This window comes from Tabrizicola fusiformis (genome assembly GCF_013328815.1).
In the GTDB taxonomy this organism is placed as follows: Bacteria; Pseudomonadota; Alphaproteobacteria; order Rhodobacterales; family Rhodobacteraceae; genus Fuscibacter.
In genome coordinates this window covers 338,779-358,755 of the sequence record NZ_JABUHN010000003.1, presented here as the reverse complement: position 1 = coordinate 358,755, position 19,977 = coordinate 338,779, and the positions used below count along the sequence as shown (strand labels likewise).

At 65.0% G+C, this 19,977-nt stretch carries 26 protein-coding genes; 9 read left to right on the top strand and 17 right to left on the bottom strand.

Annotation, left to right across the window (positions count from 1 at the left end; genetic code table 11):
• Window positions 1-45 precede the first annotated feature (45 nt).
• A complete protein-coding gene (locus HS053_RS06565; protein ID WP_174210411.1) occupies window positions 46-813 on the top strand; it encodes a FadR/GntR family transcriptional regulator in 768 nt (255 codons plus the stop codon).
• A gap of 55 nt (window positions 814-868) precedes the next feature.
• Here HS053_RS06565 and HS053_RS06560 read toward each other — a convergent pair whose 3' ends face one another.
• From HS053_RS06560 to HS053_RS06540, 5 genes are all read right to left on the bottom strand, one after another.
• Window positions 869-1,426: a F0F1 ATP synthase subunit B gene (locus tag HS053_RS06560; protein WP_174210410.1), complete on the bottom strand. Its 558-nt coding sequence runs from the start codon at window positions 1,424-1,426 to the stop codon at window positions 869-871.
• 3 nt (window positions 1,427-1,429) lie between these two features.
• The gene (locus HS053_RS06555) at window positions 1,430-1,987 is read right to left on the bottom strand and encodes a F0F1 ATP synthase subunit B' (RefSeq protein WP_174210409.1); all 558 of its coding nucleotides are present in this window, start codon (window positions 1,985-1,987) and stop codon (window positions 1,430-1,432) included.
• Between the two features lie 83 nt (window positions 1,988-2,070).
• Window positions 2,071-2,310 (bottom strand): F0F1 ATP synthase subunit C, encoded by a 240-nt coding sequence (locus HS053_RS06550; RefSeq protein WP_174210408.1) that lies wholly within the window; start codon window positions 2,308-2,310, stop codon window positions 2,071-2,073.
• 49 nt (window positions 2,311-2,359) lie between these two features.
• The gene (locus HS053_RS06545; protein ID WP_174210407.1) at window positions 2,360-3,139 is read right to left on the bottom strand and encodes a F0F1 ATP synthase subunit A; all 780 of its coding nucleotides are present in this window, start codon (window positions 3,137-3,139) and stop codon (window positions 2,360-2,362) included.
• On the bottom strand, window positions 3,129-3,470 hold the full coding sequence (locus HS053_RS06540) for an AtpZ/AtpI family protein (protein ID WP_174210406.1): 342 nt from the start codon (window positions 3,468-3,470) through the stop codon (window positions 3,129-3,131). Before HS053_RS06540 ends, HS053_RS06545 begins: the two co-directional genes overlap by 11 nt.
• Window positions 3,471-3,687: 217 nt before the next feature.
• Here HS053_RS06540 and HS053_RS06535 point away from each other — a divergent pair, with 217 nt between their 5' ends.
• Window positions 3,688-4,035 (top strand): ArsR/SmtB family transcription factor, encoded by a 348-nt coding sequence (locus HS053_RS06535; RefSeq protein ID WP_174210405.1) that lies wholly within the window; start codon window positions 3,688-3,690, stop codon window positions 4,033-4,035.
• A 79-nt stretch (window positions 4,036-4,114) separates the two neighbouring features.
• Here HS053_RS06535 and HS053_RS06530 read toward each other — a convergent pair whose 3' ends face one another.
• Entirely contained in the window at window positions 4,115-4,615 is a 501-nt protein-coding gene (locus HS053_RS06530; RefSeq protein ID WP_174210404.1) for an Lrp/AsnC family transcriptional regulator, read from the bottom strand.
• A gap of 184 nt (window positions 4,616-4,799) precedes the next feature.
• Between HS053_RS06530 and trxB the strand changes: the two genes are divergently transcribed.
• On the top strand, window positions 4,800-5,741 hold the full coding sequence (gene trxB, locus HS053_RS06525; RefSeq protein WP_174210403.1) for a thioredoxin-disulfide reductase: 942 nt from the start codon (window positions 4,800-4,802) through the stop codon (window positions 5,739-5,741).
• A 43-nt stretch (window positions 5,742-5,784) separates the two neighbouring features.
• Here trxB and HS053_RS06520 read toward each other — a convergent pair whose 3' ends face one another.
• Entirely contained in the window at window positions 5,785-6,261 is a 477-nt protein-coding gene (locus tag HS053_RS06520) for a cytochrome b (RefSeq protein ID WP_174210402.1), read from the bottom strand.
• Window positions 6,262-6,609: 348 nt separating this feature from the next.
• Between HS053_RS06520 and HS053_RS06515 the strand changes: the two genes are divergently transcribed.
• From HS053_RS06515 to HS053_RS06490, 6 genes are all read left to right on the top strand, one after another.
• The gene (locus HS053_RS06515) at window positions 6,610-7,113 is read left to right on the top strand and encodes a type III secretion system chaperone family protein (protein WP_174210401.1); all 504 of its coding nucleotides are present in this window, start codon (window positions 6,610-6,612) and stop codon (window positions 7,111-7,113) included.
• Between the two features lie 27 nt (window positions 7,114-7,140).
• A complete protein-coding gene (proC, locus tag HS053_RS06510) occupies window positions 7,141-7,953 on the top strand; it encodes a pyrroline-5-carboxylate reductase (protein ID WP_174210400.1) in 813 nt (270 codons plus the stop codon).
• Window positions 7,950-8,285, top strand: coding sequence for a tRNA-binding protein (locus tag HS053_RS06505; protein ID WP_174210399.1), 336 nt, complete (start codon window positions 7,950-7,952; stop codon window positions 8,283-8,285). Before proC ends, HS053_RS06505 begins: the two co-directional genes overlap by 4 nt.
• The gene (locus HS053_RS06500) at window positions 8,282-9,229 is read left to right on the top strand and encodes a 2-hydroxyacid dehydrogenase (protein WP_174210398.1); all 948 of its coding nucleotides are present in this window, start codon (window positions 8,282-8,284) and stop codon (window positions 9,227-9,229) included. Before HS053_RS06505 ends, HS053_RS06500 begins: the two co-directional genes overlap by 4 nt.
• Window positions 9,230-9,416: 187 nt before the next feature.
• Complete coding sequence (locus HS053_RS06495; protein ID WP_174210397.1) at window positions 9,417-10,064, top strand: sulfotransferase family protein; 648 nt, start codon at window positions 9,417-9,419, stop codon at window positions 10,062-10,064.
• A 94-nt stretch (window positions 10,065-10,158) separates the two neighbouring features.
• Window positions 10,159-10,704, top strand: coding sequence for a hypothetical protein (locus HS053_RS06490; protein ID WP_174210396.1), 546 nt, complete (start codon window positions 10,159-10,161; stop codon window positions 10,702-10,704).
• Here HS053_RS06490 and HS053_RS06485 read toward each other — a convergent pair whose 3' ends face one another.
• The 10 genes from HS053_RS06485 to HS053_RS06440 form a co-directional block, all read right to left on the bottom strand.
• A complete protein-coding gene (locus HS053_RS06485) occupies window positions 10,705-12,894 on the bottom strand; it encodes a 3-hydroxyacyl-CoA dehydrogenase NAD-binding domain-containing protein (protein ID WP_174210395.1) in 2,190 nt (729 codons plus the stop codon).
• Window positions 12,891-13,862, bottom strand: a complete 972-nt coding sequence (locus tag HS053_RS06480) for a cupin domain-containing protein (RefSeq protein ID WP_241699765.1) — start codon at window positions 13,860-13,862, stop codon at window positions 12,891-12,893. The genes HS053_RS06485 and HS053_RS06480 overlap by 4 nt, the downstream gene beginning before the upstream one ends.
• A complete protein-coding gene (locus tag HS053_RS06475) occupies window positions 13,859-14,329 on the bottom strand; it encodes a cupin domain-containing protein (protein WP_174210394.1) in 471 nt (156 codons plus the stop codon). The genes HS053_RS06480 and HS053_RS06475 overlap by 4 nt, the downstream gene beginning before the upstream one ends.
• Before the next feature lie 54 nt (window positions 14,330-14,383).
• Complete coding sequence (locus HS053_RS06470; RefSeq protein ID WP_174210393.1) at window positions 14,384-14,752, bottom strand: hypothetical protein; 369 nt, start codon at window positions 14,750-14,752, stop codon at window positions 14,384-14,386.
• A 136-nt stretch (window positions 14,753-14,888) separates the two neighbouring features.
• Window positions 14,889-16,100 carry an acetyl-CoA C-acetyltransferase gene (locus HS053_RS06465; RefSeq protein WP_174210392.1) on the bottom strand — a complete coding sequence of 404 codons (1,212 nt, stop codon included), beginning with the start codon at window positions 16,098-16,100 and terminating at the stop codon, window positions 14,889-14,891.
• A 10-nt stretch (window positions 16,101-16,110) separates the two neighbouring features.
• Entirely contained in the window at window positions 16,111-16,746 is a 636-nt protein-coding gene (locus HS053_RS06460) for a glutathione S-transferase family protein (protein WP_174210391.1), read from the bottom strand.
• Window positions 16,747-16,910: 164 nt separating this feature from the next.
• Window positions 16,911-17,123, bottom strand: coding sequence for a hypothetical protein (locus HS053_RS06455; RefSeq protein ID WP_174210390.1), 213 nt, complete (start codon window positions 17,121-17,123; stop codon window positions 16,911-16,913).
• Window positions 17,124-17,183: 60 nt separating this feature from the next.
• Window positions 17,184-18,959, bottom strand: coding sequence for an acyl-CoA dehydrogenase C-terminal domain-containing protein (locus HS053_RS06450; RefSeq protein WP_174210389.1), 1,776 nt, complete (start codon window positions 18,957-18,959; stop codon window positions 17,184-17,186).
• Window positions 18,960-18,986: 27 nt separating this feature from the next.
• Window positions 18,987-19,403 carry a MerR family transcriptional regulator gene (locus tag HS053_RS06445; protein WP_174210388.1) on the bottom strand — a complete coding sequence of 139 codons (417 nt, stop codon included), beginning with the start codon at window positions 19,401-19,403 and terminating at the stop codon, window positions 18,987-18,989.
• A gap of 114 nt (window positions 19,404-19,517) precedes the next feature.
• On the bottom strand, window positions 19,518-19,913 hold the full coding sequence (locus tag HS053_RS06440; RefSeq protein ID WP_174210387.1) for a MerR family transcriptional regulator: 396 nt from the start codon (window positions 19,911-19,913) through the stop codon (window positions 19,518-19,520).
• Window positions 19,914-19,977: the final 64 nt, after the last annotated feature.

Genomic DNA, 19,977 nt, shown 5'->3' with positions numbered 1-19,977 from the left:
AACCGCAAATTGGTCATATCATCCGACCAATCGGGGGCCTCAATCATGCCGTTTCGGAAAATCGAAGCCGAAAAACTGTCGCACGGCGTGGTCAGCCAGATCGAGCTTCTGATCCTGCGCGGCATTCTGCACCCCGGTGAGCGCCTGCCGTCAGAGCGGGAATTGTCCGAACGGTTTGGCGTCTCGCGCCCGTCGCTGCGCGAAGCGGTGGCCGAGTTGCAGGCCCGCGGCCTGTTGGAGGCCCGCCCGAATGCCGGGATTTTCGTGGGTGATGTGCTGGGATCGGCCTTTTCTCCGGCGCTGATCGACCTTTTCGCCGCCCATGACGAAGCGGTCGCGGATTACATCGACTTTCGCTGCGACATGGAGGGGCTGGCGGCCGAGCGGGCGGCGCGGCACGGCTCGGACACCGATCTTGAGGTGATCGACACCATCTTTGCCAAGATGGAGGCGGCGCATCAAAAGCGTGATCCCACGGCAGAGGCAGGGCTGGATGCCGATTTCCACATGGCGATCATCGAGGCCAGCCATAACGTGGTGATGCTGCACATGATGCGCTCGATGTATGAGCTGCTGCGGCAGGGGGTCTTCTACAATCGCCAGATGATGTTCCGCAACCGGATGACCCGTGACCAGTTGCTGGATCAGCACCGGGCTATCAATTCCGCCCTGCAGGCCCGCGACGGTGCCGCCGCGCGTGAAGCGGTGGCGCAGCATATGGATTACGTCCGCCAGTCGATGACCGACCAGAGCCGCGCCACCCGGAACGAGGAAATCGCCCGCCAGCGTCTTGAACACGAACGCAGCCGCTGAAAAGCAAAAGGCCCGGGCTGACCCGGGCCTTCGGCGTGCTGGTAGGCCGGCAATATCAGTGGAACTTCGCTTCGACCTGGCCAATGGCGTCGTCGATCGAAGCCGCAGCCGAAGCTGCGCTGGACTGCTTGGCCAGAATGCTGCCCGCAGCGGCGACGGCAACCTGAACCGCCTGTTCGCGCACTTCGCGGATCGCCGATTTCTCGGCCGAGGCGATCTGGTCTTCGGCAGCCGCCAGACGGCGGGCAATCGAAGCCGTCAGGTCTTCCTTCGCCTGTTTGGCAGCGGCAAGCGCCTCTTCCTTGGCGGCGGCGACGATGCGCTCGGATTGCTCCTGCACTTCTTTCTGCTTCTTCTCGTAGGAGGAGAGCAGAACCCGCGCCTCTTCGCGCAGCGCCTTGGCTTCGTCCAGCTCGGCCTTGATCTGGGCGGCACGGGCATCCAGCATCCCGCCCAGCTTGGCCGGAACCTTGAACTTCAAGAGGATGCCGACGAAGATCAGGAAGGCAATCGCCACAACAAAGTTGGTGTTGTGCAGCGAAAAGAACGGACCGGAAGCAGCCATGGCCGGCGTAGCAGCCAGAAGCGACAGGGAAAGGACAAGTTTCTTCATGGCTTACCCTTTCAGCGCGGCGGTAACGGCGGCCTGAACGGCAGCGGCATCGGCCTTGCCCCCCAGAGCGGCGACCAGCTCGCCCGCGGTGTCGGTGGCAACCGCGGTCACGGCCTCCAGCGCACCGGCGCGAATTTCGCCGATCGACTTTTCCGACTCGGCCGCCTTGGCGGCAATTTCGGCATCGGCTCTGGCAATGGCGGCATCCAGATCTTTCTGGATGTCGGCCTTGGCCTGCGCCACGATCTTGCCCGCCTCGACCCGGGCCGAAACCAGCGCGTCGTTATAGGCTTTTTCGGCGGCAACAGCCTTGAGCTTCAGCTCTTCGGCAGCGGCGAGGTCATTGGTGATCGCGCCCTTGCGTTCGGCCAGCGTGGCGCCGATGCGCGGCAGGGCCACGCGCGACAGCACGAAGTAGATCACCAGAAGCGTGACGAGGAGCCAGAAGATCTGGTTCGGGAAGGTCGAGAAATCGAGCTGCGGCATCCCTGCCTTGGCTGCTTCATGCCCGGCTTCCGCGGCGCCTGCCACCGCTTCGGTCGTGGTGTTGGTGGTGGTCATCTTGTCCTCCGTCGGACCCTTCTGGAGTTTCAGGGATGGCGCAACGCGGCGCCATCCCTGACCGTAAGGATGCGATGGTCAGATCAGACGGCGAACATCAGCAGAAGCGCGACGAGGAACGAGAAGATCCCCAGAGCTTCGGCGAAGGCCAGACCGATGAAGAGGGTCGCGGTTTGCGAACCGGCGGCCGACGGGTTGCGCAGGGCGCCCGCCAGGAAGTTGCCGGCGACATTGCCAACACCGATGGCGGCAGCGCCCGAACCGATGGCGGCCAGACCGGCGCCGATGAATTTGCCCAGAGCTGCGGCTGCGACGAGTTCCATGTGACTTCTCCTTACGATGGAATAGAGGGGTAGGGGACCGGCCTGCGGATCAGTGACCCGGATGCAGCGCATCCTTGAGGTAAACACAGGCGAGGATGGTGAAAACATAGGCCTGGATGAAGGCGACCAGCACCTCCAGCGCATAGATGGCGGTGATGGCCAGGATCGAGACCGGCGTGACGACCACGCCGATGGCCGAGATCAGGATCATCGGGGCGAAGGCCGCGAAGACCTTCATCACGGCGTGACCGGCCATGATGTTGCCCGCAAGACGGATCGAGTGGCTGACCGGGCGGACGAAGTAGGAGATCACCTCGATCACGGCGATGATCGGGCGCAGGATCAGCGGCGCATCCGACATCCAGAAGAGGCCGAGGAAATGCGCGCCGTTCTTCACAAAGCCCAGCACCGTGACGAAGATGAAGAAGCCAAAGCCCAGAATGGCCGTGACCGCGATATGCGAGGTGGGCGTGAACGAACCGGGCAGCAGGCCCAGCATGTTGGCCGACAGGATGAACAGGAACAGCGTCATGATCAGCGGGAAGAACTTGGCGCCGTCATGGCCGGCCACGTCTTCAACCATCTTGTAGACAAAGCCGTAAGCCATCTCGCCCAGCGACTGCACCCGCGACGGGATCAGGGCGCGGCCCTTCGAGCCGACGGCGAACACCAGGATGATCACGATGGCGGCCAGCGCCATCCACAGCGTCACGTTGGTCGGGGTATACCACTCGATCGGCCCGTCGCCGAACAGCGGCGTAACCTTGAACTGGTCCAGCGGGTGGAACGCCAGTCCGCCTTCACCATGTGCTTGAGCTTCACCTGCCACGACCGTCTTCCCCTCGTTTGGTCGCCTCGGCGACCGTCTTTTCCTGCACTTCCCTCGCCGAGCGCAGCATGGTTTTCACCCCGGCCGCCAGCCCCGCGAAGATGAACAGCACCAGAAACACCGGCATGGTGCCAAAGGCCCAGTCCAGCCCGTATCCGATGCCGAAGCCGATCGTCAGACCGGCCACAAGCTCGATCACCATCCGCCAGGCAAGCTGCGCCTGCGAATAGTGGTCCCCCTGCGGGTTCGACACAGGTTCCTGCGCCCCTTTCGCCTTGGCGATCCGTTCGTCCAGCGCCGCAAGTCGGGCGCGGTCAGCCTCGGAAACCATGGCAAAAACCCCTTGGAAGAGTTGGCGCAGAACTACGGGTCACGGCGCTGTGAGTCAACCCGGGAAATCCCCTGCGACAATGCTCGCAAGGCATTGAAATGAAATGGTCTATCGGAATGCTGCCGTCGCCGGGCTCACCGTTGGCGGCGCAATTGGCTGCCCCGGCATGTTCAACCTTTCGGTTGACCATGGTTCCGCCGCCCCGGATACTGCGCCCATGTCCGATCCCGCCCCCGATCCGCTCTCCGCCACTTTCGCCGCTCTGGCCGACCCGACCCGCCGGGCCATTCTGGCCATGCTGCTCGAAGATGACATGGCCGTCACCGATGTCGCGGCGCCGTTCGAGATGAGCCTGACCGCCATTTCAAAGCACCTCGGTATCCTTGCCGCCAGCGGCCTGATCAGCCGCGAGAAACATGGGCGGGTGATCTGGTGCAAGCTGGAGCCGGCGGGTCTGCGCGCCGCTTCGGTCTGGATGCAGGGATTTGGCCAGTTCGAGCCGGTCGATCTCGACGCGTTCGAGCGGTTTCTGGAGCAGGAGCTGCAAGACCTGCCCGAACCCTGAGCCAATTGCCCTTCTTCAAATACTCCCCGCGGAGCGAACCCGCGCGCAACGCGGCAGGACCGGCACCCCGGGGGCGAAGTCAGGCGTTCTTTGCCAGCCGCGCTTCCAGCACGTCGAAGGGCAGGCCCGGTTCATCCTTGGCGCAGCGGATCACCAGACTGGTTTTCACCGATGCCACATTGTCGGCCGAGGTCAGTTGCTCGGTCAGGAAGTTCTGGAAGGTCGAAAGATCGGGCGCCACGCATTTCAGGATGAAGTCGATCTCGCCGTTCAGCATGTGGCACTCGCGCACCAAGGGCCAGTCGCGGCAGCGTTGCTCAAAGGCCGAAAGGTCCACCTCGGCCTGGCTGCGCAGCCGCACCATGGCAAAGACCCGCACCTCGAAGCCCAGTTCGCGGGCGTCGATATCGGCGTGATAGCCCTTGATATAGCCCTCTTCCTCCAGCGTGCGGACGCGGCGCAGGCAGGGCGGGGCCGAAATTCCGACCCGGCTGGCCAGTTCGACATTCGTCATCCGCCCGTCTGCCTGCAACTCGGCCAGAATGCGGCGGTCGATCGGGTCCAGCTTCGGCGCGGCCATCGGATGTCTCCTTTTTGGGCGCTTGATAGGCCCGCGCGGCATCGCGCGCAATAATATTTCGCGCGGACGCCCGATTATTTCGCGTCCTTGCGACTTGCGCCGCAAAACCGTGCGCCCGCGTGCAGCCCTTCCGCGCCCCGGCCCAAGCGCCTATATCTGCCGCGACGAATCCCGGAGAGACATCATGGGCGAGACGCGCCATACCAAGGTTCTGATCATCGGCTCCGGCCCCGCGGGCTATACGGCGGCGGTCTATTCGGCCCGCGCCATGCTGGCCCCGATCCTCGTGCAGGGGCTGCAACCCGGTGGCCAGTTGACCATCACCACCGAGGTGGAAAACTGGCCGGGCGAAAAGCACATCCAGGGCCCGGACCTGATGGTCAACATGCAGGCCCATGCCGAGGCGATGGGGGCCGAGATCATCGGTGACTACATCACCAGCCTTGACCTGCAAAAGCGGCCCTTCACCGCGCAGGGCGATTCTGGCACCACCTATACCGCCGATGCCGTCATTCTGGCGACCGGGGCGCAGGCGAAATGGCTGGGCCTGCCGAGCGAGGAAAAGTTCAAGGGCTTCGGCGTCTCGGCCTGCGCCACCTGCGACGGATTCTTCTATCGCGGCAAAGAGGTGGTGGTGATCGGCGGCGGCAATACCGCCGTGGAAGAGGCGCTGTTCCTGACCAATTTCGCCACCAAGGTCACGCTGATCCACCGCCGCGACAGTCTGCGTGCCGAAAAGATCATGCAGGACCGCCTGTTCAAGCATCCCAAGATCGAAATGCTCTGGGACAGCGAAGTGACCGAGGTTCTGGGCAGCGAAGCTCCGGCCAGCGTGACCGCGGTGCGCACCCGCAACCTGAAAACCGGCGAAGTGAAGGACGTGCCCTGCCACGGCTTCTTCGTGGCCATCGGCCATGCGCCCGCCTCGGAACTGGTGAAGGACCAACTGCCGCTGCACAACGGCGGTTATGTGCAGGTCGAACCGGGCACCACCCGCACCGCTATCCCGGGCGTCTTTGCTGCGGGCGATCTGACCGACCATGTCTATCGTCAGGCGGTGACCAGCGCCGGAATGGGTTGCATGGCGGCGCTGGATGCCGAGCGCTGGCTGGCCGAACAGGACTGATCCCTCGCGCGGGGGGCGCCCGCCGGGGCGGCCCCCGCCGGCCTCAGCGGGCGCGCAGCATCCGCATCAGGATGCCATCCTTCAGCACGAAATGATGCCCCAGCGCGACGACGGCATGAAGCCCGGCAAGGATCATCAGCGCATTTGCGGCGGCGCCGTGAATGTCGCCCACCTCTTCGTTCAGACCGAACCACGCCACCGCGCCGCCCGCCGGCACCGCCAGCATCAGCACATACAGGAGCCGATGCCCCCAGCTTGCCAATTGCCCCTGAAGCCCGGCCTCGGCCGCGGGCGCCCCTTGGGCAAAGCGCACCACCAGCCGCAGCACGACCAGCGCCAGCACCGCCAGCCCGACCCAAATATGCAAGGGCGTGCCCGGGGCTGCGCCGCCCTCTCCCTCGATGATCTGGTCGAACGCCTCTCCGGCGGCTTCGCCGAAGATGTAGTTATAGGCCACCAGCAGCGCCACTGACCAGTGCAGGGCAATCTGAAGGCGGCTGTAGCCGGTTGTGTCGGACATCGTGAACTCCTGTATGTGATGGCCCGAGGGCCTTGCCGCATCTGACTGGCTGTCAGGCGCAATTCCATTGATCCAACGGCAGATTTTCCGTCTCTGCAACCGCAGTTGCAGGCGGAAGATTGCCGAAGCCGATTGCCCGCCGCCGACCGCGACAAGGCAAGGCCCGCGGCCCGGGCCAGAGGCCGGAAAAACCGTTTGTCCACAGAAGATTTGCCCAGAAATCCCTTTACAGGCTTCCCGACCCCTTTCAATATCTAGTAAGGGTTTCGTCAGGTGACGCAGCTTATTGCCAAACACCCAGCCTGTAGCGGAGCTGCTTTCGTTACCGGCTTGATCGTGAGGGGGCGCATGTCGATTTCAGAAGATTTCCTGCTGTCGGATGACCTGCACCCCATCGACATCGTCGAAGACCTTGCCGCCCATCATGACTGGGAGTTCGACAGGGTAACCGATGACCAGATCGCCATGGCGGTCGAAGGCCAGTGGCGCACCTATTCCCTGACCCTTGCCTGGTCGGCGCAGGATGAAACCCTGCGGCTCATCTGCACCTTCGAAATGGAACCGCCCGAAGCGCGGATGGGTGAACTATACGATGTTCTGAACCGCTGCAATGACATGGTCTGGACCGGCGCCTTCACCTATTGGACCGAGCAGAAGCTGATGGTCTGGCGCTATGGCCTGTGTCTGGCTGGTGGCCAGATCGCCGGGTTCGAGCAGATCGACCGGCTGATTTCCAGCGCGGTTCTGGCGGCGGAACGCTTCTATCCGGCGTTTCAACTGGTGTCATGGGGCGACCGCAGCCCGGCGGATGCGATGAAAGTGGCCATTGCCGAGGCATACGGTCGCGCCTAACCTGCCCTCCGAAATGGAGGGTTTCTGATGGCGCTGGAGCGGGTTGCCCAAGGCGGGCTGGTTCTTCTGGGATGTGGCAAGATGGGTTCCGCCCTTTTGGCGGGCTGGCTGGCGGCGGGATTGCCGCCCGCGTCGGTCTGGGTGCTGGAACCCCATCCCAGTGACTGGCTGAAATCCACCGGCGTCCATCTGAACACCGACCTGCCCAAGGCGCCTGCGGTGCTGCTGCTTGCGGTCAAGCCGCAGATGATGGGGGCGGCGCTGCCCGCGCTGCAGGCGATGGGCAATGGCAAAACGCTGGTGGTCTCGATCGCGGCAGGCACCTCTATCGCCACCTTCGCGCAGGTGTTCGGCGTCGATACCCCCATAGTGCGCACCATGCCCAACACTCCGGCCATGGTCGGGCGCGGCATCACCGGTATCTGCGCCAATGCCCGCGCCGGGGCCGAAGGGCTGGCCTTGGCGGGGGAACTGATGCGCGCCGTGGGCGAGGTGGTTGAGCTTGAGGGCGAGCATCAGATTGACGCCGTGACGGCCCTTTCGGGCGGCGGCCCGGCCTATGTCTTTCACCTGATCGAGGCGATGGCGGCGGGGGGCGTGGCCATGGGCCTTGCGCCCGAGGTGGCGATGCAACTGGCCCGCGCCACGGTGTGCGGCGCCGGGGAACTGGCCTTCCGCGCGCCGGAACCGGCGGCGCAACTGCGCATCAACGTGACCTCCCCGGGCGGCACCACGGCGGCGGCGCTGGTCCATCTGATGGACCCGGACACCGGCTTGCCGCCGCTGATGGAACGCGCGCTCAAGGCGGCGGCGGCGCGCGGGGCGGAACTCGGCAAATGACGATCACCTATGACGATTTCGCCAAGGTGGATATCCGCGTCGGCCGGATCACCCGCGCCGAACCCTTCCCCGAGGCGCGCAAACCGGCCTTCAAGCTCTGGGTCGATTTCGGCGGCGAGATCGGCGAGAAACGCTCTTCCGCCCAGATCACCCGGCATTACACGCCCGAAGCCCTGATCGGGCGGCAGGTGCTGGCGGTGGTCAATTTCCCGCCGCGCCAGATCGGCAAGGTGTTGAGCGAGGTTCTGGTGCTGGGCCTGCCCGATGCCGAAGGGGAGGTGGTGCTGATCGGCCCGGGGCAGGAGGTGCCGCTGGGCGGCAAGCTGTTTTGAAGAGCCTGTTGATCACCCGCCGCCTGCCTGACAGGGTGCTTTCCGCCGCCCGGACTCGCTTTGCGGTGACCCTGCGTGACGACGGCCCGATGCGCGCGGACGAGCTGCGCGCGGCGCTGCGCGACTTCGACCTGATCCTGCCCGCATTGGGCGACCGCTTTCAGGCGGCGGTCTTTGCCGATGTGCCACGGCCGCGCGCCGGCATCCTCGCCAATTTCGGCGCGGGCTATAACCATATCGACGTGGCAGCGGCCCGGGCCGCCGGGCTGCAGGTCAGCAACACCCCCGGCGCCGTGACCGATGCCACCGCGGATATCGCGCTGACGCTGATCCTGATGACGGCCCGCCGCGCCGGCGAGGGGGAGCGGCTGTTGCGGGCCGGAGGCTGGGGCGGCTGGACCCCGACGCAACTTCTGGGCCGCCATGTGACCGGCAAGCGGCTGGGCATCATCGGCTTGGGCCGTATCGGACAGGCCATCGCCCGGCGCGGCCATTACGGTTTCGGCATGGAGGTGGTGTTCCACAACCGCTCGCCCTTGGCCGATCCGGGCCTGCCCGCCCGGCAGGTGCCGCTGGCCGCCGCGCTGGCGGCGGATTTCGTCGTGGTCGCGGTGCCGGGTAGCGCCGCCACCCGCCACCTGATCAACGCGGAAACCCTGTCGCAGATGTCGCCCGGCGGTATCCTGATCAACATCAGCCGCGGCGATGTGGTGGATGAGGCGGCCCTGGTCGCCGCACTGCAAACCGGGCAGATCGCGGGGGCGGGGCTGGATGTCTATGAATGCGAACCCGAGGTCCACCCCGGCCTAATTGCGCTGGAAAACGTCACCCTCTTGCCCCATCTCGGCACGGCGGCGCTGGAGGTGCGCGAGGCGATGGGGCTGATGGCGCTCGACAATCTCATCGCCTTTGCCGAAGGGCGCCCGCTGCCCAATCCGGTGTAAGACCCATGTTTGCACCTTTCCCAAATACTCCCGCCGGAGGCACTTGCGGTTTGCGCAGAACGCTCCGCGGGGAGTATTTCGAAAGGTGCAAATGCAGCACCGGGGTGACCGGCCTCAACGGCGCGTGGCAACGCCGGCCGAGGGGGCTCGATGCCCCCGAGGTCGGCCCCTGTTCGGAAGGTCGGCCATGATCATTTCTCCGGGGCGGCGCTATGTCTTCGTGCATATCCCCAAGACCGGGGGCACCGCCCTGTCGCTGGCGCTCGAGGCGCGGGCGATGAAGGAGGATATCCTGATCGGCGACACGCCCAAGGCCCGGGCGCGGCGGGGCCGGGTCAAGGCGCTGCAGGCGCCGGGGCGGCTGTGGAAACATTCCACCCTTGCCGATATCGAAGGTGCAGTGCCGGGGATGGAGGGGTTCTTCACCCTCGCCCTCGTGCGCAACCCCTGGGACCGCGCGGTCAGCTATTACCACTGGCTGCGGATGCAGGGCTTTGCCCATCCGGCGGTCGGGCTGGCCAAGGCCCTGTCGTTCAGCGATTTCCTGCACCATCCGCAGACCATGACCGCCTTTCGCCTCTGGCCCTATGGCGCCTATCTGCGCGACCGTTCGGGGGCCGAGCGGGCCACGCTTTTCGCCCGGCTGGAGCATCTGGCCAGCGATCTTGCGCCGTTCGAGGCGCATCTGGGGTTTCGCCTGCCGGTGCTGCCGCGCATCAACGACAGCGCGCGTGACCGTGACTGGCGGGGCTATTTCCGCGATGCCGACCGCGCGTTGATTGCCGATCTCTGCGCCGCCGACATCGCCCGGTTCGGCTATACCTTCGATCCCTGATCGCGGGCATTTTAGTCAATCTCCGCCAGCCCGACACATTCCCGTCCCACCCCTTCCCGCCGCCCGCGTCAAGCAGGGGCGGAAGGAGCGGGCCATGGTGCGCAGCGACGAGGCGGCAGAGGCAGGAGTGCCGGCGGGGCTGGCGGTGGCCACGCCCGGCGGCTGGCGCGACATGCGGATGCTGCAACCCGGCGCGCTGATCTGGGCGGCTTCGGGCGCCGTGCGGCTTCTGGGCCTCAGGCGCCGGCGCGGGCAAGAGCGGATGCTGCTGCCGCCCGGTGCGCTGGGCAACCGCAAGGCGCTCTGGCTGCCGCCCGGGCTGCGGGTGCTGATCGACTGCGACATGGCCGAGGCAATCTGCGGCGAGGCGTTGGTTCTGATGCCGGTCGCCGCGGCCGAAGGCTGGCGCGGTGTGCGGCGCATCGCGGCGCCGGCACCACTGGTGGTGCCGCTGCTGGACCGGGCGGCGGTGATCCATGCCGGGCCGGGGATGATGCTGGCCTGTCCGGGGCCAGAGGCGGGCGGTCTTTGGGACAGCCCGGGCTTTGCCGAACTGTCCGAAGCGACCGCGCGGCAGATGCTGGCCTGCGAGCTGGCCGAAGAGGCGGGGGCGGCGCTGGCCGCCCTCCGCCGCGGGTGATCAGGCGGCCTTGGCCGCGCCGCCGAAGCGGCCATAGAAGGTTTCCCCCTTGGCCGCCATCTCGCGCAGCAGGGCGGGCGTGGCAAAGCGGTCGCCGAAGGTCGCCGTCAGGCTGTCGCAAATCTCGACCGCACGGAGCGCCCCGATGATATCCAGCCACGAGAACGGCCCGCCCGACCAGGGCGCAAAGCCCCAGCCCAGAATGGCCCCCACATCGCCTTCGCGGATGTCGGTCAGCACGCCTTCCTCCAGCGCACGCACCGCCTCAAGCACCTGCGCCATCAGAAGGCGGTGCTGCACAAGGGTCAGCTCGGGCTGCGCCTCGGCAACCGGATACTTGGCCGCCAGCCCGTCCCACAGACCTTCGCGCTTGCCGGTGGCATCATAGGCATAGAAGCCGGAATTGGACTTCTTGCCCAGACGACCCGCATCGGCCATCCAGAACAGCACCTCATCCACGGCGCCATCGGGATAGGTGTCGCCCATGGCGGCGCGGGTCGCCTTGGCGATCTTCACGCCGAGATCAATCGAGGTTTCATCGACCAGTTGCAGCGGGCCCAGCGGCATCCCCACCAGCTTGGCGGCGTTTTCCACCAGCGCCGGTTCCACCCCTTCGGCCACCATGCGGATGCCCTCGTTGATATAGGGGATGATGCAGCGGTTGGCGTAGAAGAAGCGGGCGTCGTTCACCACGATCGGCGTCTTGCGGATCTGGCGGACGTAATCCAGCGCCTTGGCCACGGCGCGCGGGCCGGTCGCCTTGCCCTTGATGATCTCCACCAGCATCATCTTGTCCACCGGCGAGAAGAAATGGATGCCGATGAAATTCTCGGCCCGGGCGCTGGCCTTGGCCAATGCGGTGATCGGCAGGGTGGAGGTGTTGGTGGCAAAGATGCAATCGGCGCCGGTGGCGGCCTCAACCTTGGCCGTCACCTCGGCCTTGACCTTTACATCCTCGAACACGGCCTCCACGATCAGGTCGCAACCGGCAAGGGCGGCGTAATCGGTGGTGGCGGTGATGCGGGCCAGAACTTCGGCCTTTTTCTCTGGCGTCGTCTTCTTGCGTTGCAGCGCCTTGTCCAGCAGCCCCTCGGAATAGGATTTGCCGCGATCCGCCGCCTCTTGCGCGGCGTCGATCAGCACCACGTCAATTCCCGCCATGGCGCTGACATAGGCGATGCCAGCACCCATCATCCCCGCGCCGATCACGCCGACCTTCTTCACCGACTGATCCGGCGCTTCGGGGCGGTTGGCGCCTTTTTCCAGCGCCTCCTTGTTGATGAAGAGGCTGCGGATCATCGCGGCCGAAGACGGGTTCATCAGCACGCTGGTGAAATGCCGCGCTTCAATCCGCAGGGCGGTGTCGAAAGGCACCAGAGCGCCTTCATAGACAGCCGCCAGCAGGGCCTTGGCCGCGGGATAAACCCCCATCGTCTTGCCATGCACCATGGCATTGGCGCCGACAAAGGTCATGAAACCCGCCGGATGATAGGGCGCGCCGCCCGGCATCTTGTAGCCTTTGTCGTCCCAGGGCTTGACCAGATCGGCGTCTTTCGCGCCCAGCACCCATTCCTTGGCGCGGGCGAGCAGCGCCTCGGGCGCCACAACCTCATCAATCAGGCCGGCGGCCTTGGCTGCCTTGGGATCGGACAGCTTGCCTTCCAGCAGGAAGGGGGCGGCCATCATCGCGCCCATCTTGCGGGCAAGACGGGTGGTGCCGCCCGCGCCGGGGAAGATGCCGACCATGATTTCCGGCAGGCCGATCTTGGCCTTGGCATTGTCGGCGGCGATGATGCGGTGGCAGGACAGCGGCAGTTCAAGGCCGATGCCAAGCGCGGTGCCGGGCAGGGCGGCGACAATCGGCTTGGCCCCCTTCTTGGTCTTGGGGTCCATGCCCGCAAGCTCGATCTTGCGCAGCACCTTGTGCATGGTCATCACGCCGTCAAAGATCGCCTGCGCGCCGCCCGCCCGCATCTGGGCGATGACGTTCAGGTCCATGCCGCCCGCGAAATCCTTCTTGGCCGATGTGATGATGATGCCTTTCACCCCCGGATCGGCCAGCGCCTGATCCACCAGATCAGAGAGCAAGGCGAAACCTGCGGTGGACATCACGTTCATCGACTTGGCGGCAACGTCCCAGGTGATGGTGGCGACGCCATCGGCATCGGTGGCCATGGTGAAATCGGTCATTTGTCTTCTCCCTTGATGCGGGGCGTGCCGTCGGCGTGGGTATAGGCGCGCGCCGGGCCGTCCTTGTGGGTGATCAGGTCGTGATCGGGGTAATGGATGACATCCCGCGTCCGGCGGGTGCCGATGGTCAGATACAGCGCCGGGGCGGTGCTGCGGTTGTGCAACTGATGCCCGATGGGGCTTGCCGCGGGCCAGCAGGCGGCATCGCCTTCGCCCAGCCGGGTTTCCTGATCCTCGATCAGCACCACCTCGCCTTCGAGCATCAGGATCATCTCATCCTCGGCTTCATGCCAGTGGCGGAAGCTGGACCGGCTGCCGGGCGGCAACTCCTCCAGATGCACGCCGAACTGGCTGAGGCCGCCAAGATCGCCCAGCACCGAATGGCGATAGGGGCCAAGCCCGCCGCCAAGGATCGGGTGGACATAGGCGTCTTCGCTCACCCATTCCCGCCGGTCGGCGCGCAGGATGCGGGGCAGGGGGATGCCGTCCCAAGGCCGGCCCCAGTCCGGCGCAAGGTTCAAGAGGTGCGGCGGCAGATCGCCCGCGCGCAGCACCGTGCCATCCGCCGCCTCGACCTGCCAGCGCGTGGCGGTGTTCACCAGCCGCCGCCCGCTGTCGGGATAGGTGCAGATGTCACCCAGAACCCGGCTGCCAAGGATCAGATAGCGCAGGGGCACATCGCCCGCGTTCAGCACATGATGCGCGTTCGGCTGCCCGTGGCGCCAGCAACAGGCATCGCCGGGGAAAAGCACATGTGTGCCGTCCTCATCCATCACAGTGGCGGTGCCGGAAAAGACGACCAGGAACTCATCCTCGGCCGAATGCCAATGCCGTTCAGAGGAACGGGCGCCGGGGGCCAGCACCTCGACATAGGCGCCGAACTGCGTCAGCCCGCCGGCATCCGACAGATGCAGCGTCTCGGTCCCATCCTGCCGGTGCAGGGGGGCATGGGCGGGATCGACCCTCATCGCACACCCGTCCACTCGGTGCCGTCGCGGTAGGTGAACCGCGCCTTGCCGCCCTCGATCTCGATGCGGAAATCATGGTCGGAATAGGTCGCCACCTCACGCGGGGCCTTGGTGCCGACGACAAGGAACTTGGCCACCTTGTCGCTGCGGTTCAGGAAATGGTGGCCGTTGGTAGAGCCCGCCGGAAACCCCGCGCAATCGCCCGCGCGCATCACGGTCTCGCCCTCGTCCTGCACCATGACGCATTCGCCTTCGGTCACCATGACGAATTCATCTTCGTTCAGGTGCCAGTGCCGCAGCGACGACAGCGCGCCGGGTTCCAGGATCACCAGATTGGCGCCGAACTGCGTCAGCCCCGCCGCATCGCCCAAGCGCAGGCTGCTGCGACCCTTCATCATGGTGGCATAGGGTTCGGGATAGATCGACCCGGTTTTGACGGGCACTTTCGACAAATCAAGCTTGGGCATCTTGCACCTTTGGTTGCAGGACAAATCCGCGCCTGACCGAAGGGCACCCGCCGCTCAGGCCGCCTGTTTCAGCAGGCAGGTATATTCCGTCATCTCGCCGCGCAGCCCGCTGTCGGTGTGCCGCAGATATTCCACGGTCTGCGCCACCACCTGCCGCGAGCCGTCGCCCAGCGTGGCCTCCCACTCGACCCAGATGCGCTGTCGCTTGCCGCGGGGCAGGCCCAGCGTGGTGATGCGCGGCTGCAGGCGCCGCGCGCCCAAAGCGATCAGCCGCAGATGCAGCCCCTCCAGCGCGTGAAGCAAATCCCGCCGCGAGGTCAGCGGCACCAGACGGTCGCCGCAATAGACCGCATAGGGCAAGAGATGCTCGTTCGCCAAAGCATCCAGACAGCCCGAGAGCAGCAATCCCGCCCGCCACGACATCAGATTCAACAATTGTGCCTGCACGGCCCATCTCCGCTACAAAGCCGTGCATATGGTCAACAGTACTGACCATTCTCAAGGGGACATCCCTTGTGACGCTACGGCAATCGGCGGAAAGGGGCCGGTCCGGCATGGGTCAGACCCGCTCGATGATCGTGGCAGCACCCATGCCGCTGGCGATGCAGAGCGTGGCAAGGCCCACACCCTTGCCCGTGCGCTCCAGCTCATCCAGCAGGGTGCCGATGATGATGGCGCCGGTGGCGCCCAAGGGGTGACCCATCGCGATCGAGCCGCCGTTGGGGTTCACCTTGGCCGGATCGACATCAAACGCCTGCATGAAGCGCAGCACGACCGAGGCAAAAGCCTCGTTCACCTCGAACAGGTCGATGTCGCTGATCGTCATGCCAGAATCGCGCAGGATCTTCTCGGTCACCGGCACCGGGCCGGTCAGCATGATGGTCGGATCGGTGCCGATCTTGGCGGTGGCGCGGATGCGGGCCCGGGGTTTCAGCCCATGGGCGCGGCCGAACTCGGCATTGCCGATCAGCACCGCCGCCGACCCGTCCACGATGCCCGAGGAATTGCCGGCGTGGTGGATGTGGTTGATCCGCTCCAGATGCGGATACTTCATCATCGCCACCTTGTCGAAACCGGGCATCACCTCGCCCATGTCCTTGAAACTGGCCTTCAGCGCGCCAAGGCTTTGCATATCGGTGCCCGGGCGCATGTATTCGTCATGGGCCAGGATCGGCAGCCCGTTCTGGTCGCGGATGGTGACGACGGATTTGGCAAAGCGGTTGTCTTTCCACGCCTCGGCGGCGCGGCGCTGGCTTTCCACCGCCAGTGCATCGGCCATGTCGCGGGTGAAACCGTATTCGGTGGCGATGATATCGGCCGAAATCCCCTGCGGCACGAAATAGGTCTTCATGGCAAGGCCGGGGTCCACGGCAATCGCCGCCCCATCCGAACCCATGGCAACGCGGCCCATCATCTCGACCCCGCCGGCGATATAGGCGCTGCCCGCACCGCCCTTCACCTGATTGGCGGCAAGGTTCACCGCCTCCATCCCGCTGGCGCAGAAACGGTTGATGGCAAGACCCGGGATGCTTTCGTCAAGGTCCGACAGCAGCACCGCCGAACGGGCAAGGCAGCCGCCCTGTTCTCCGACCTGGGTGACATTGCCCCAGATCACATCCTCGACCGCATGGCCCTCAAGCCCGTTGCGCTCTTTCACCGCGTTCAGGATCTTTGCCGACAAGGCCACCGAGGTCAGCTCATGCAAGGAACCATCGGGACGGCCCTTGCCACGCGGAGAGCGGACGGCGTCATAGATGTAAGCTTCGGTCATGCTGTTCTCCTCAGGCCCGGTCCGACGGATTGCCGGGCATCAAATCATAGGGATGTTTCCAACCGGGCAGCGCCGCGATGCGGTCCAGCCAGCGGTCGATATGGGGCCAGTCGGCGCGGTCAAAGCCGAAGGGCTCGGGGTAATAGAGATAGCCGCAGCAACTTAGATCAGCGAGGGTCGGCCCGGATCCCACGATCCAGTCCCGCCCCTCCAGATGGCGGTTCAGCACGGTATAGGCGGCCTTGAGGCGGCCTTGCAGAAAGGCTGCAACCCCTTCGGGACGCTTTTCGGGAGCAAGGAAGTTCATCAGGAACCGGCAGGTGCCCGCCTGACCCGAAAGCTTGTGATTGTCCCACAATACCCAGCGCAAGACTTCCTGCCGCTCGGCTTCGGTCGCGCCACCAAGCTGGCCGGTCCTGGCTGCAAGATGGAACAGGATATTGCCCGATTGCGTCAGCACCGCCGCGCCATCGCGCAGAACCGGCACCTCGCCCATTTCGTTGATCGCCAGAAAGGCCGGGCTGCGCGCCTCGCCATTGAAGAAATCGACATAGACCGGGGTCCAGTCCGACCCCGATACCTGCAAGGCCAAAGCACATTTATAGGCATTGCCGCTTTCGCCAAAGCAATAAAGCTGCATCGTCATCGCATTCCTCCCATCGTTCCGCCTCTGCCCGCCGTTGACGGGGGCTTCGCGCCCCCGCACCCCCGCGGGATATTTGAGCCAAGATGAAAGCCTTAGCCAAAGCGCCTTTCATCTTGGCCAAAATATCCCCGCCGGAGGCATCCGCAGGTTCCGCCCCCGCGCCCTTACCGTTTGCGTCCCTCCAGTTCCGAATTGAACAACCGCAGCCGGTGGGTGAGGTTGTCCTTGTCCATCACGCTGTCGAAATGCTCGAAGAGGAACGACAGCGCCTCGCCCTCGTCCAGCCCGGCCTCGCCCGCAAAGCGTTTCAGGCGGCGGTATCCGTCTTCGGTCATGGCGACCGGGAAGCGGCGGGTCAGGCGAAAGCGTTTGGGCATGGGCGGCTCCGGTTGGGGGTGGGGCAAAATTCTTTCTTCAAGAATTTTACCCCGCGAAGACTAGAACGCCTCGGCCGCCAGCGCCATCACCGGATCGGCGCCGCTTTCGATCCGCGCCAGATGCGTGGCGCAGGCCGGAAGCTGGCGGGCCATGTAGAATTGCCCGGTTGCGATCTTGGTCTTGAGGTAGGCGGCATCGCCGCGCCCCTCGTCCAGCGCCAGATGCGCCGCCTTGGCCATGCGGGTCCACATCAGGCCCATGCAGACATGGCCCATCAGATGCATGAAGTCATAGGCCCCGGCCAGCGCGGCATTGGGGTTCTTCATGCCGCTTTGCATGAAGAACATCGCGGCGGCCTGCAATTGCTTGGAGGCGGCTTTTAGCGGCTCGGCGAAGGGCTTCATCCGCTCGTCGCCGTCATGCGCCTTCACCTCGGTCTTGACTATCTCGAAGAAGGCCATGACATGTTTGCCGCCGTCCTGGGCCAGTTTGCGGCCCACAAGGTCAAGCGCCTGCACCCCGTTGGCGCCTTCATAGATCTGGGCGATGCGGGCGTCGCGGACGAACTGGCTCATCCCCTGTTCCTCGATATAGCCGTGGCCGCCCCAGATCTGTTGCGCCTGCACCGCCATTTCAAAGCCCTTGTCGGTCTGGAAGCCCTTGATCACCGGGATCATCAGCGAGACCAGCCCATCCGCTGCGGCATCGTCCAGCCGGCGGTGGCGGTCGATCAGTGAAGCGGCCCAGAAGGTCAGCGCGCGGGCGCCTTCGACAAAGCTTTTCTGCTCCATCAGGTTGCGGCGGATGTCGGGATGCACGATCAGCGGGTCAGCCGGGCCGGAGGGGTTCTTCACCCCGGTCACGTCGCGGCCCTGAAGCCGGTCTTTCGCATAGGCCAGACCGTTCTGATAGGCGGCTTCGGCCACGGCATAGCCTTGCAGGCCGACGCCCAGCCGCGCCTCGTTCATCATGGTGAACATGGCGCGCATCCCCTTGTGCAGGTCGCCCAAGAGCCAGCCCGTCGCGCCGTCATAATTCAGCACGCAGGTTGCGTTGCCGTGGATGCCCATTTTCTCTTCGATCTTGCCGACCGAGACCGGGTTGCGGGCGCCGAGGCTGCCGTCTTCGTTCACAAGGAATTTCGGCACGATGAAGAGGGAGATGCCCTTGGTCCCTTCGCCGCCGCCCGGCGCTTTGGCCAGTACCAGATGGATGATGTTGTCGGCCATGTCATGTTCGCCGGCCGAGATGAAGATCTTCTGGCCGGTGATCTTGTAGCTGCCATCCGCCTGCGGTTCGGCCTTGGTGCGCATCAGACCCAGATCGGTGCCGCAATGCGGTTCGGTCAGGTTCATGGTGCCGGTCCATTCGCAAGACACCATCTTGGGCAGATATTTCGCCTTCTGCTCGGGCGAGCCATGGGTGTGGATCGCCGAATAGGCGCCATGGGTCAGGCCCTGATACATGTTGAAGGCCATGTTGGCCGATACGAAGATCTCGCCCACCGCGGTGCCCATGATATAGGGCAGGCCCTGACCGCCGTAGTCCGGGTCACAGTCCAGCGCGGTCCAGCCGCCGTCGCGCACCTGATCGAAAGCCGCCTTGAAGCCGGTCGGCGTGCGCACCACGCCGTTTTCCAGCACGCAGCCTTCGCGGTCGCCCACGGCATTCAGCGGCTCCAGCACGTCGCGGGCCAGCTTGCCCGCTTCGTCCAGAACGGCCGCGGTGAAGCCTTCGTCGAGGTCGGAATAGCCCGGGATCGGCTGTTCGGCGAGTTTCAGCACGTCATGCAGCAGGAACTGCATATCCTTGAGCGGGGCGGTATAGCTGGTCATGGCGTCTCTCTCCCTTGGTCGTTCGGTTCACTCGGCCGCTTGCCTGCGGCGCGCGGCCAGAAGCCGCTCTCCCTCCGCAAGCTGGGCCTTCAGATCGGTGATGGCGATGTCGAGTTCGGCGCGCTGCCCCTCCATCAGGGCAAGGCGTTCGCGGGCAATGGCACAGGTCTTGTCCAACTGATCGGCATTCGAGCCGGTCGGGTCATACATGCCCAGAAGCTGGCGGATATCCTCAAGCGTGAAGCCGAACCGCTTGCCGCGCAGGATCAGCGTCAGCCGGGCGCGGTCCTTGCGGGTGAAAAGCCTTTTCGTGCCTTCCCTTATCGGGAAAAGCAGTTCCTTGGCCTCATAGAACCGCAGCGTCCGCGGGGTGACATCAAAGCTGTCACACATCTCGCGGATGGTCAGGGTCTCGGCAGATTTGGTGGCGGTCGGATCGGTCATGGCACTCTCACGCGGGGGCTGTCCCACGCAGTTGGGGGCTTGCCGACCACCTTAGTAGAGTGCTTGACGTTAACGTAAATGTAACGTCACGTCAGAGCGCAGCGTGACGTGATGTCAGCCGAGCGTGTCCGGCCCGGTCAGGCGCGACAGCTCGTCATGCGCGGTGCCGCGCAGGGCGCGCAGATCGTCGATGCTGGTGTCAAGCTCGGCCCGCTGACGCTCTAGCTCGGCCAATTGCCGGTCGGCCATCTGCAACCACGCCTCAAGCTGCTGCTTTTCGCCCTTCTTGCCATAGATCAGCAGCCATTGCCGGATTTCCTCCAGCGAGAAGCCGAATCGACGCCCCCGCAGGATCAGCGTCATGCGGGCAACTTCCCTTGGGCCGTAAAACCGTGTGCGCCCCTCTTTCTGCGGTGAAAGAAGTTCGATGTATTCGTAATAGCGCAGGGTGCGCGGCGTCACATCGAACTTCGCGCACATGTCCTTGAAGCTGAGGCGGGTCTCGGTCATCTCTGGCACCTGATTTCGGACAAAGCCTAGGGCCTGCGGGGACTTCGCGCAAGAATTGCCGCAT

Excerpts from the sequence above, each read along its gene's own strand:
- HS053_RS06565 (WP_174210411.1), top strand. The coding sequence starts at position 46 with ATGCCGTTTCGGAAAATCGAAGCCGAAAAACTGTCGCACGGCGTGGTC.
- HS053_RS06560 (WP_174210410.1), bottom strand. The coding sequence starts at position 1,426 with ATGAAGAAACTTGTCCTTTCCCTGTCGCTTCTGGCTGCTACGCCGGCC.
- HS053_RS06555 (WP_174210409.1), bottom strand. The coding sequence starts at position 1,987 with ATGACCACCACCAACACCACGACCGAAGCGGTGGCAGGCGCCGCGGAA.
- HS053_RS06550 (WP_174210408.1), bottom strand. The coding sequence starts at position 2,310 with ATGGAACTCGTCGCAGCCGCAGCTCTGGGCAAATTCATCGGCGCCGGT.
- HS053_RS06540 (WP_174210406.1), bottom strand. The coding sequence starts at position 3,470 with ATGGTTTCCGAGGCTGACCGCGCCCGACTTGCGGCGCTGGACGAACGG.
- HS053_RS06535 (WP_174210405.1), top strand. The coding sequence starts at position 3,688 with ATGTCCGATCCCGCCCCCGATCCGCTCTCCGCCACTTTCGCCGCTCTG.
- HS053_RS06530 (WP_174210404.1), bottom strand. The coding sequence starts at position 4,615 with ATGGCCGCGCCGAAGCTGGACCCGATCGACCGCCGCATTCTGGCCGAG.
- trxB (WP_174210403.1), top strand. The coding sequence starts at position 4,800 with ATGGGCGAGACGCGCCATACCAAGGTTCTGATCATCGGCTCCGGCCCC.
- HS053_RS06520 (WP_174210402.1), bottom strand. The coding sequence starts at position 6,261 with ATGTCCGACACAACCGGCTACAGCCGCCTTCAGATTGCCCTGCACTGG.
- HS053_RS06515 (WP_174210401.1), top strand. The coding sequence starts at position 6,610 with ATGTCGATTTCAGAAGATTTCCTGCTGTCGGATGACCTGCACCCCATC.
- proC (WP_174210400.1), top strand. The coding sequence starts at position 7,141 with ATGGCGCTGGAGCGGGTTGCCCAAGGCGGGCTGGTTCTTCTGGGATGT.
- HS053_RS06505 (WP_174210399.1), top strand. The coding sequence starts at position 7,950 with ATGACGATCACCTATGACGATTTCGCCAAGGTGGATATCCGCGTCGGC.
- HS053_RS06495 (WP_174210397.1), top strand. The coding sequence starts at position 9,417 with ATGATCATTTCTCCGGGGCGGCGCTATGTCTTCGTGCATATCCCCAAG.
- HS053_RS06490 (WP_174210396.1), top strand. The coding sequence starts at position 10,159 with ATGGTGCGCAGCGACGAGGCGGCAGAGGCAGGAGTGCCGGCGGGGCTG.
- HS053_RS06485 (WP_174210395.1), bottom strand. The coding sequence starts at position 12,894 with ATGACCGATTTCACCATGGCCACCGATGCCGATGGCGTCGCCACCATC.
- HS053_RS06480 (WP_241699765.1), bottom strand. The coding sequence starts at position 13,862 with ATGAGGGTCGATCCCGCCCATGCCCCCCTGCACCGGCAGGATGGGACC.
- HS053_RS06475 (WP_174210394.1), bottom strand. The coding sequence starts at position 14,329 with ATGCCCAAGCTTGATTTGTCGAAAGTGCCCGTCAAAACCGGGTCGATC.
- HS053_RS06470 (WP_174210393.1), bottom strand. The coding sequence starts at position 14,752 with ATGTCGTGGCGGGCGGGATTGCTGCTCTCGGGCTGTCTGGATGCTTTG.
- HS053_RS06465 (WP_174210392.1), bottom strand. The coding sequence starts at position 16,100 with ATGACCGAAGCTTACATCTATGACGCCGTCCGCTCTCCGCGTGGCAAG.
- HS053_RS06460 (WP_174210391.1), bottom strand. The coding sequence starts at position 16,746 with ATGACGATGCAGCTTTATTGCTTTGGCGAAAGCGGCAATGCCTATAAA.
- HS053_RS06455 (WP_174210390.1), bottom strand. The coding sequence starts at position 17,123 with ATGCCCAAACGCTTTCGCCTGACCCGCCGCTTCCCGGTCGCCATGACC.
- HS053_RS06450 (WP_174210389.1), bottom strand. The coding sequence starts at position 18,959 with ATGACCAGCTATACCGCCCCGCTCAAGGATATGCAGTTCCTGCTGCAT.
- HS053_RS06445 (WP_174210388.1), bottom strand. The coding sequence starts at position 19,403 with ATGACCGATCCGACCGCCACCAAATCTGCCGAGACCCTGACCATCCGC.
- HS053_RS06440 (WP_174210387.1), bottom strand. The coding sequence starts at position 19,913 with ATGACCGAGACCCGCCTCAGCTTCAAGGACATGTGCGCGAAGTTCGAT.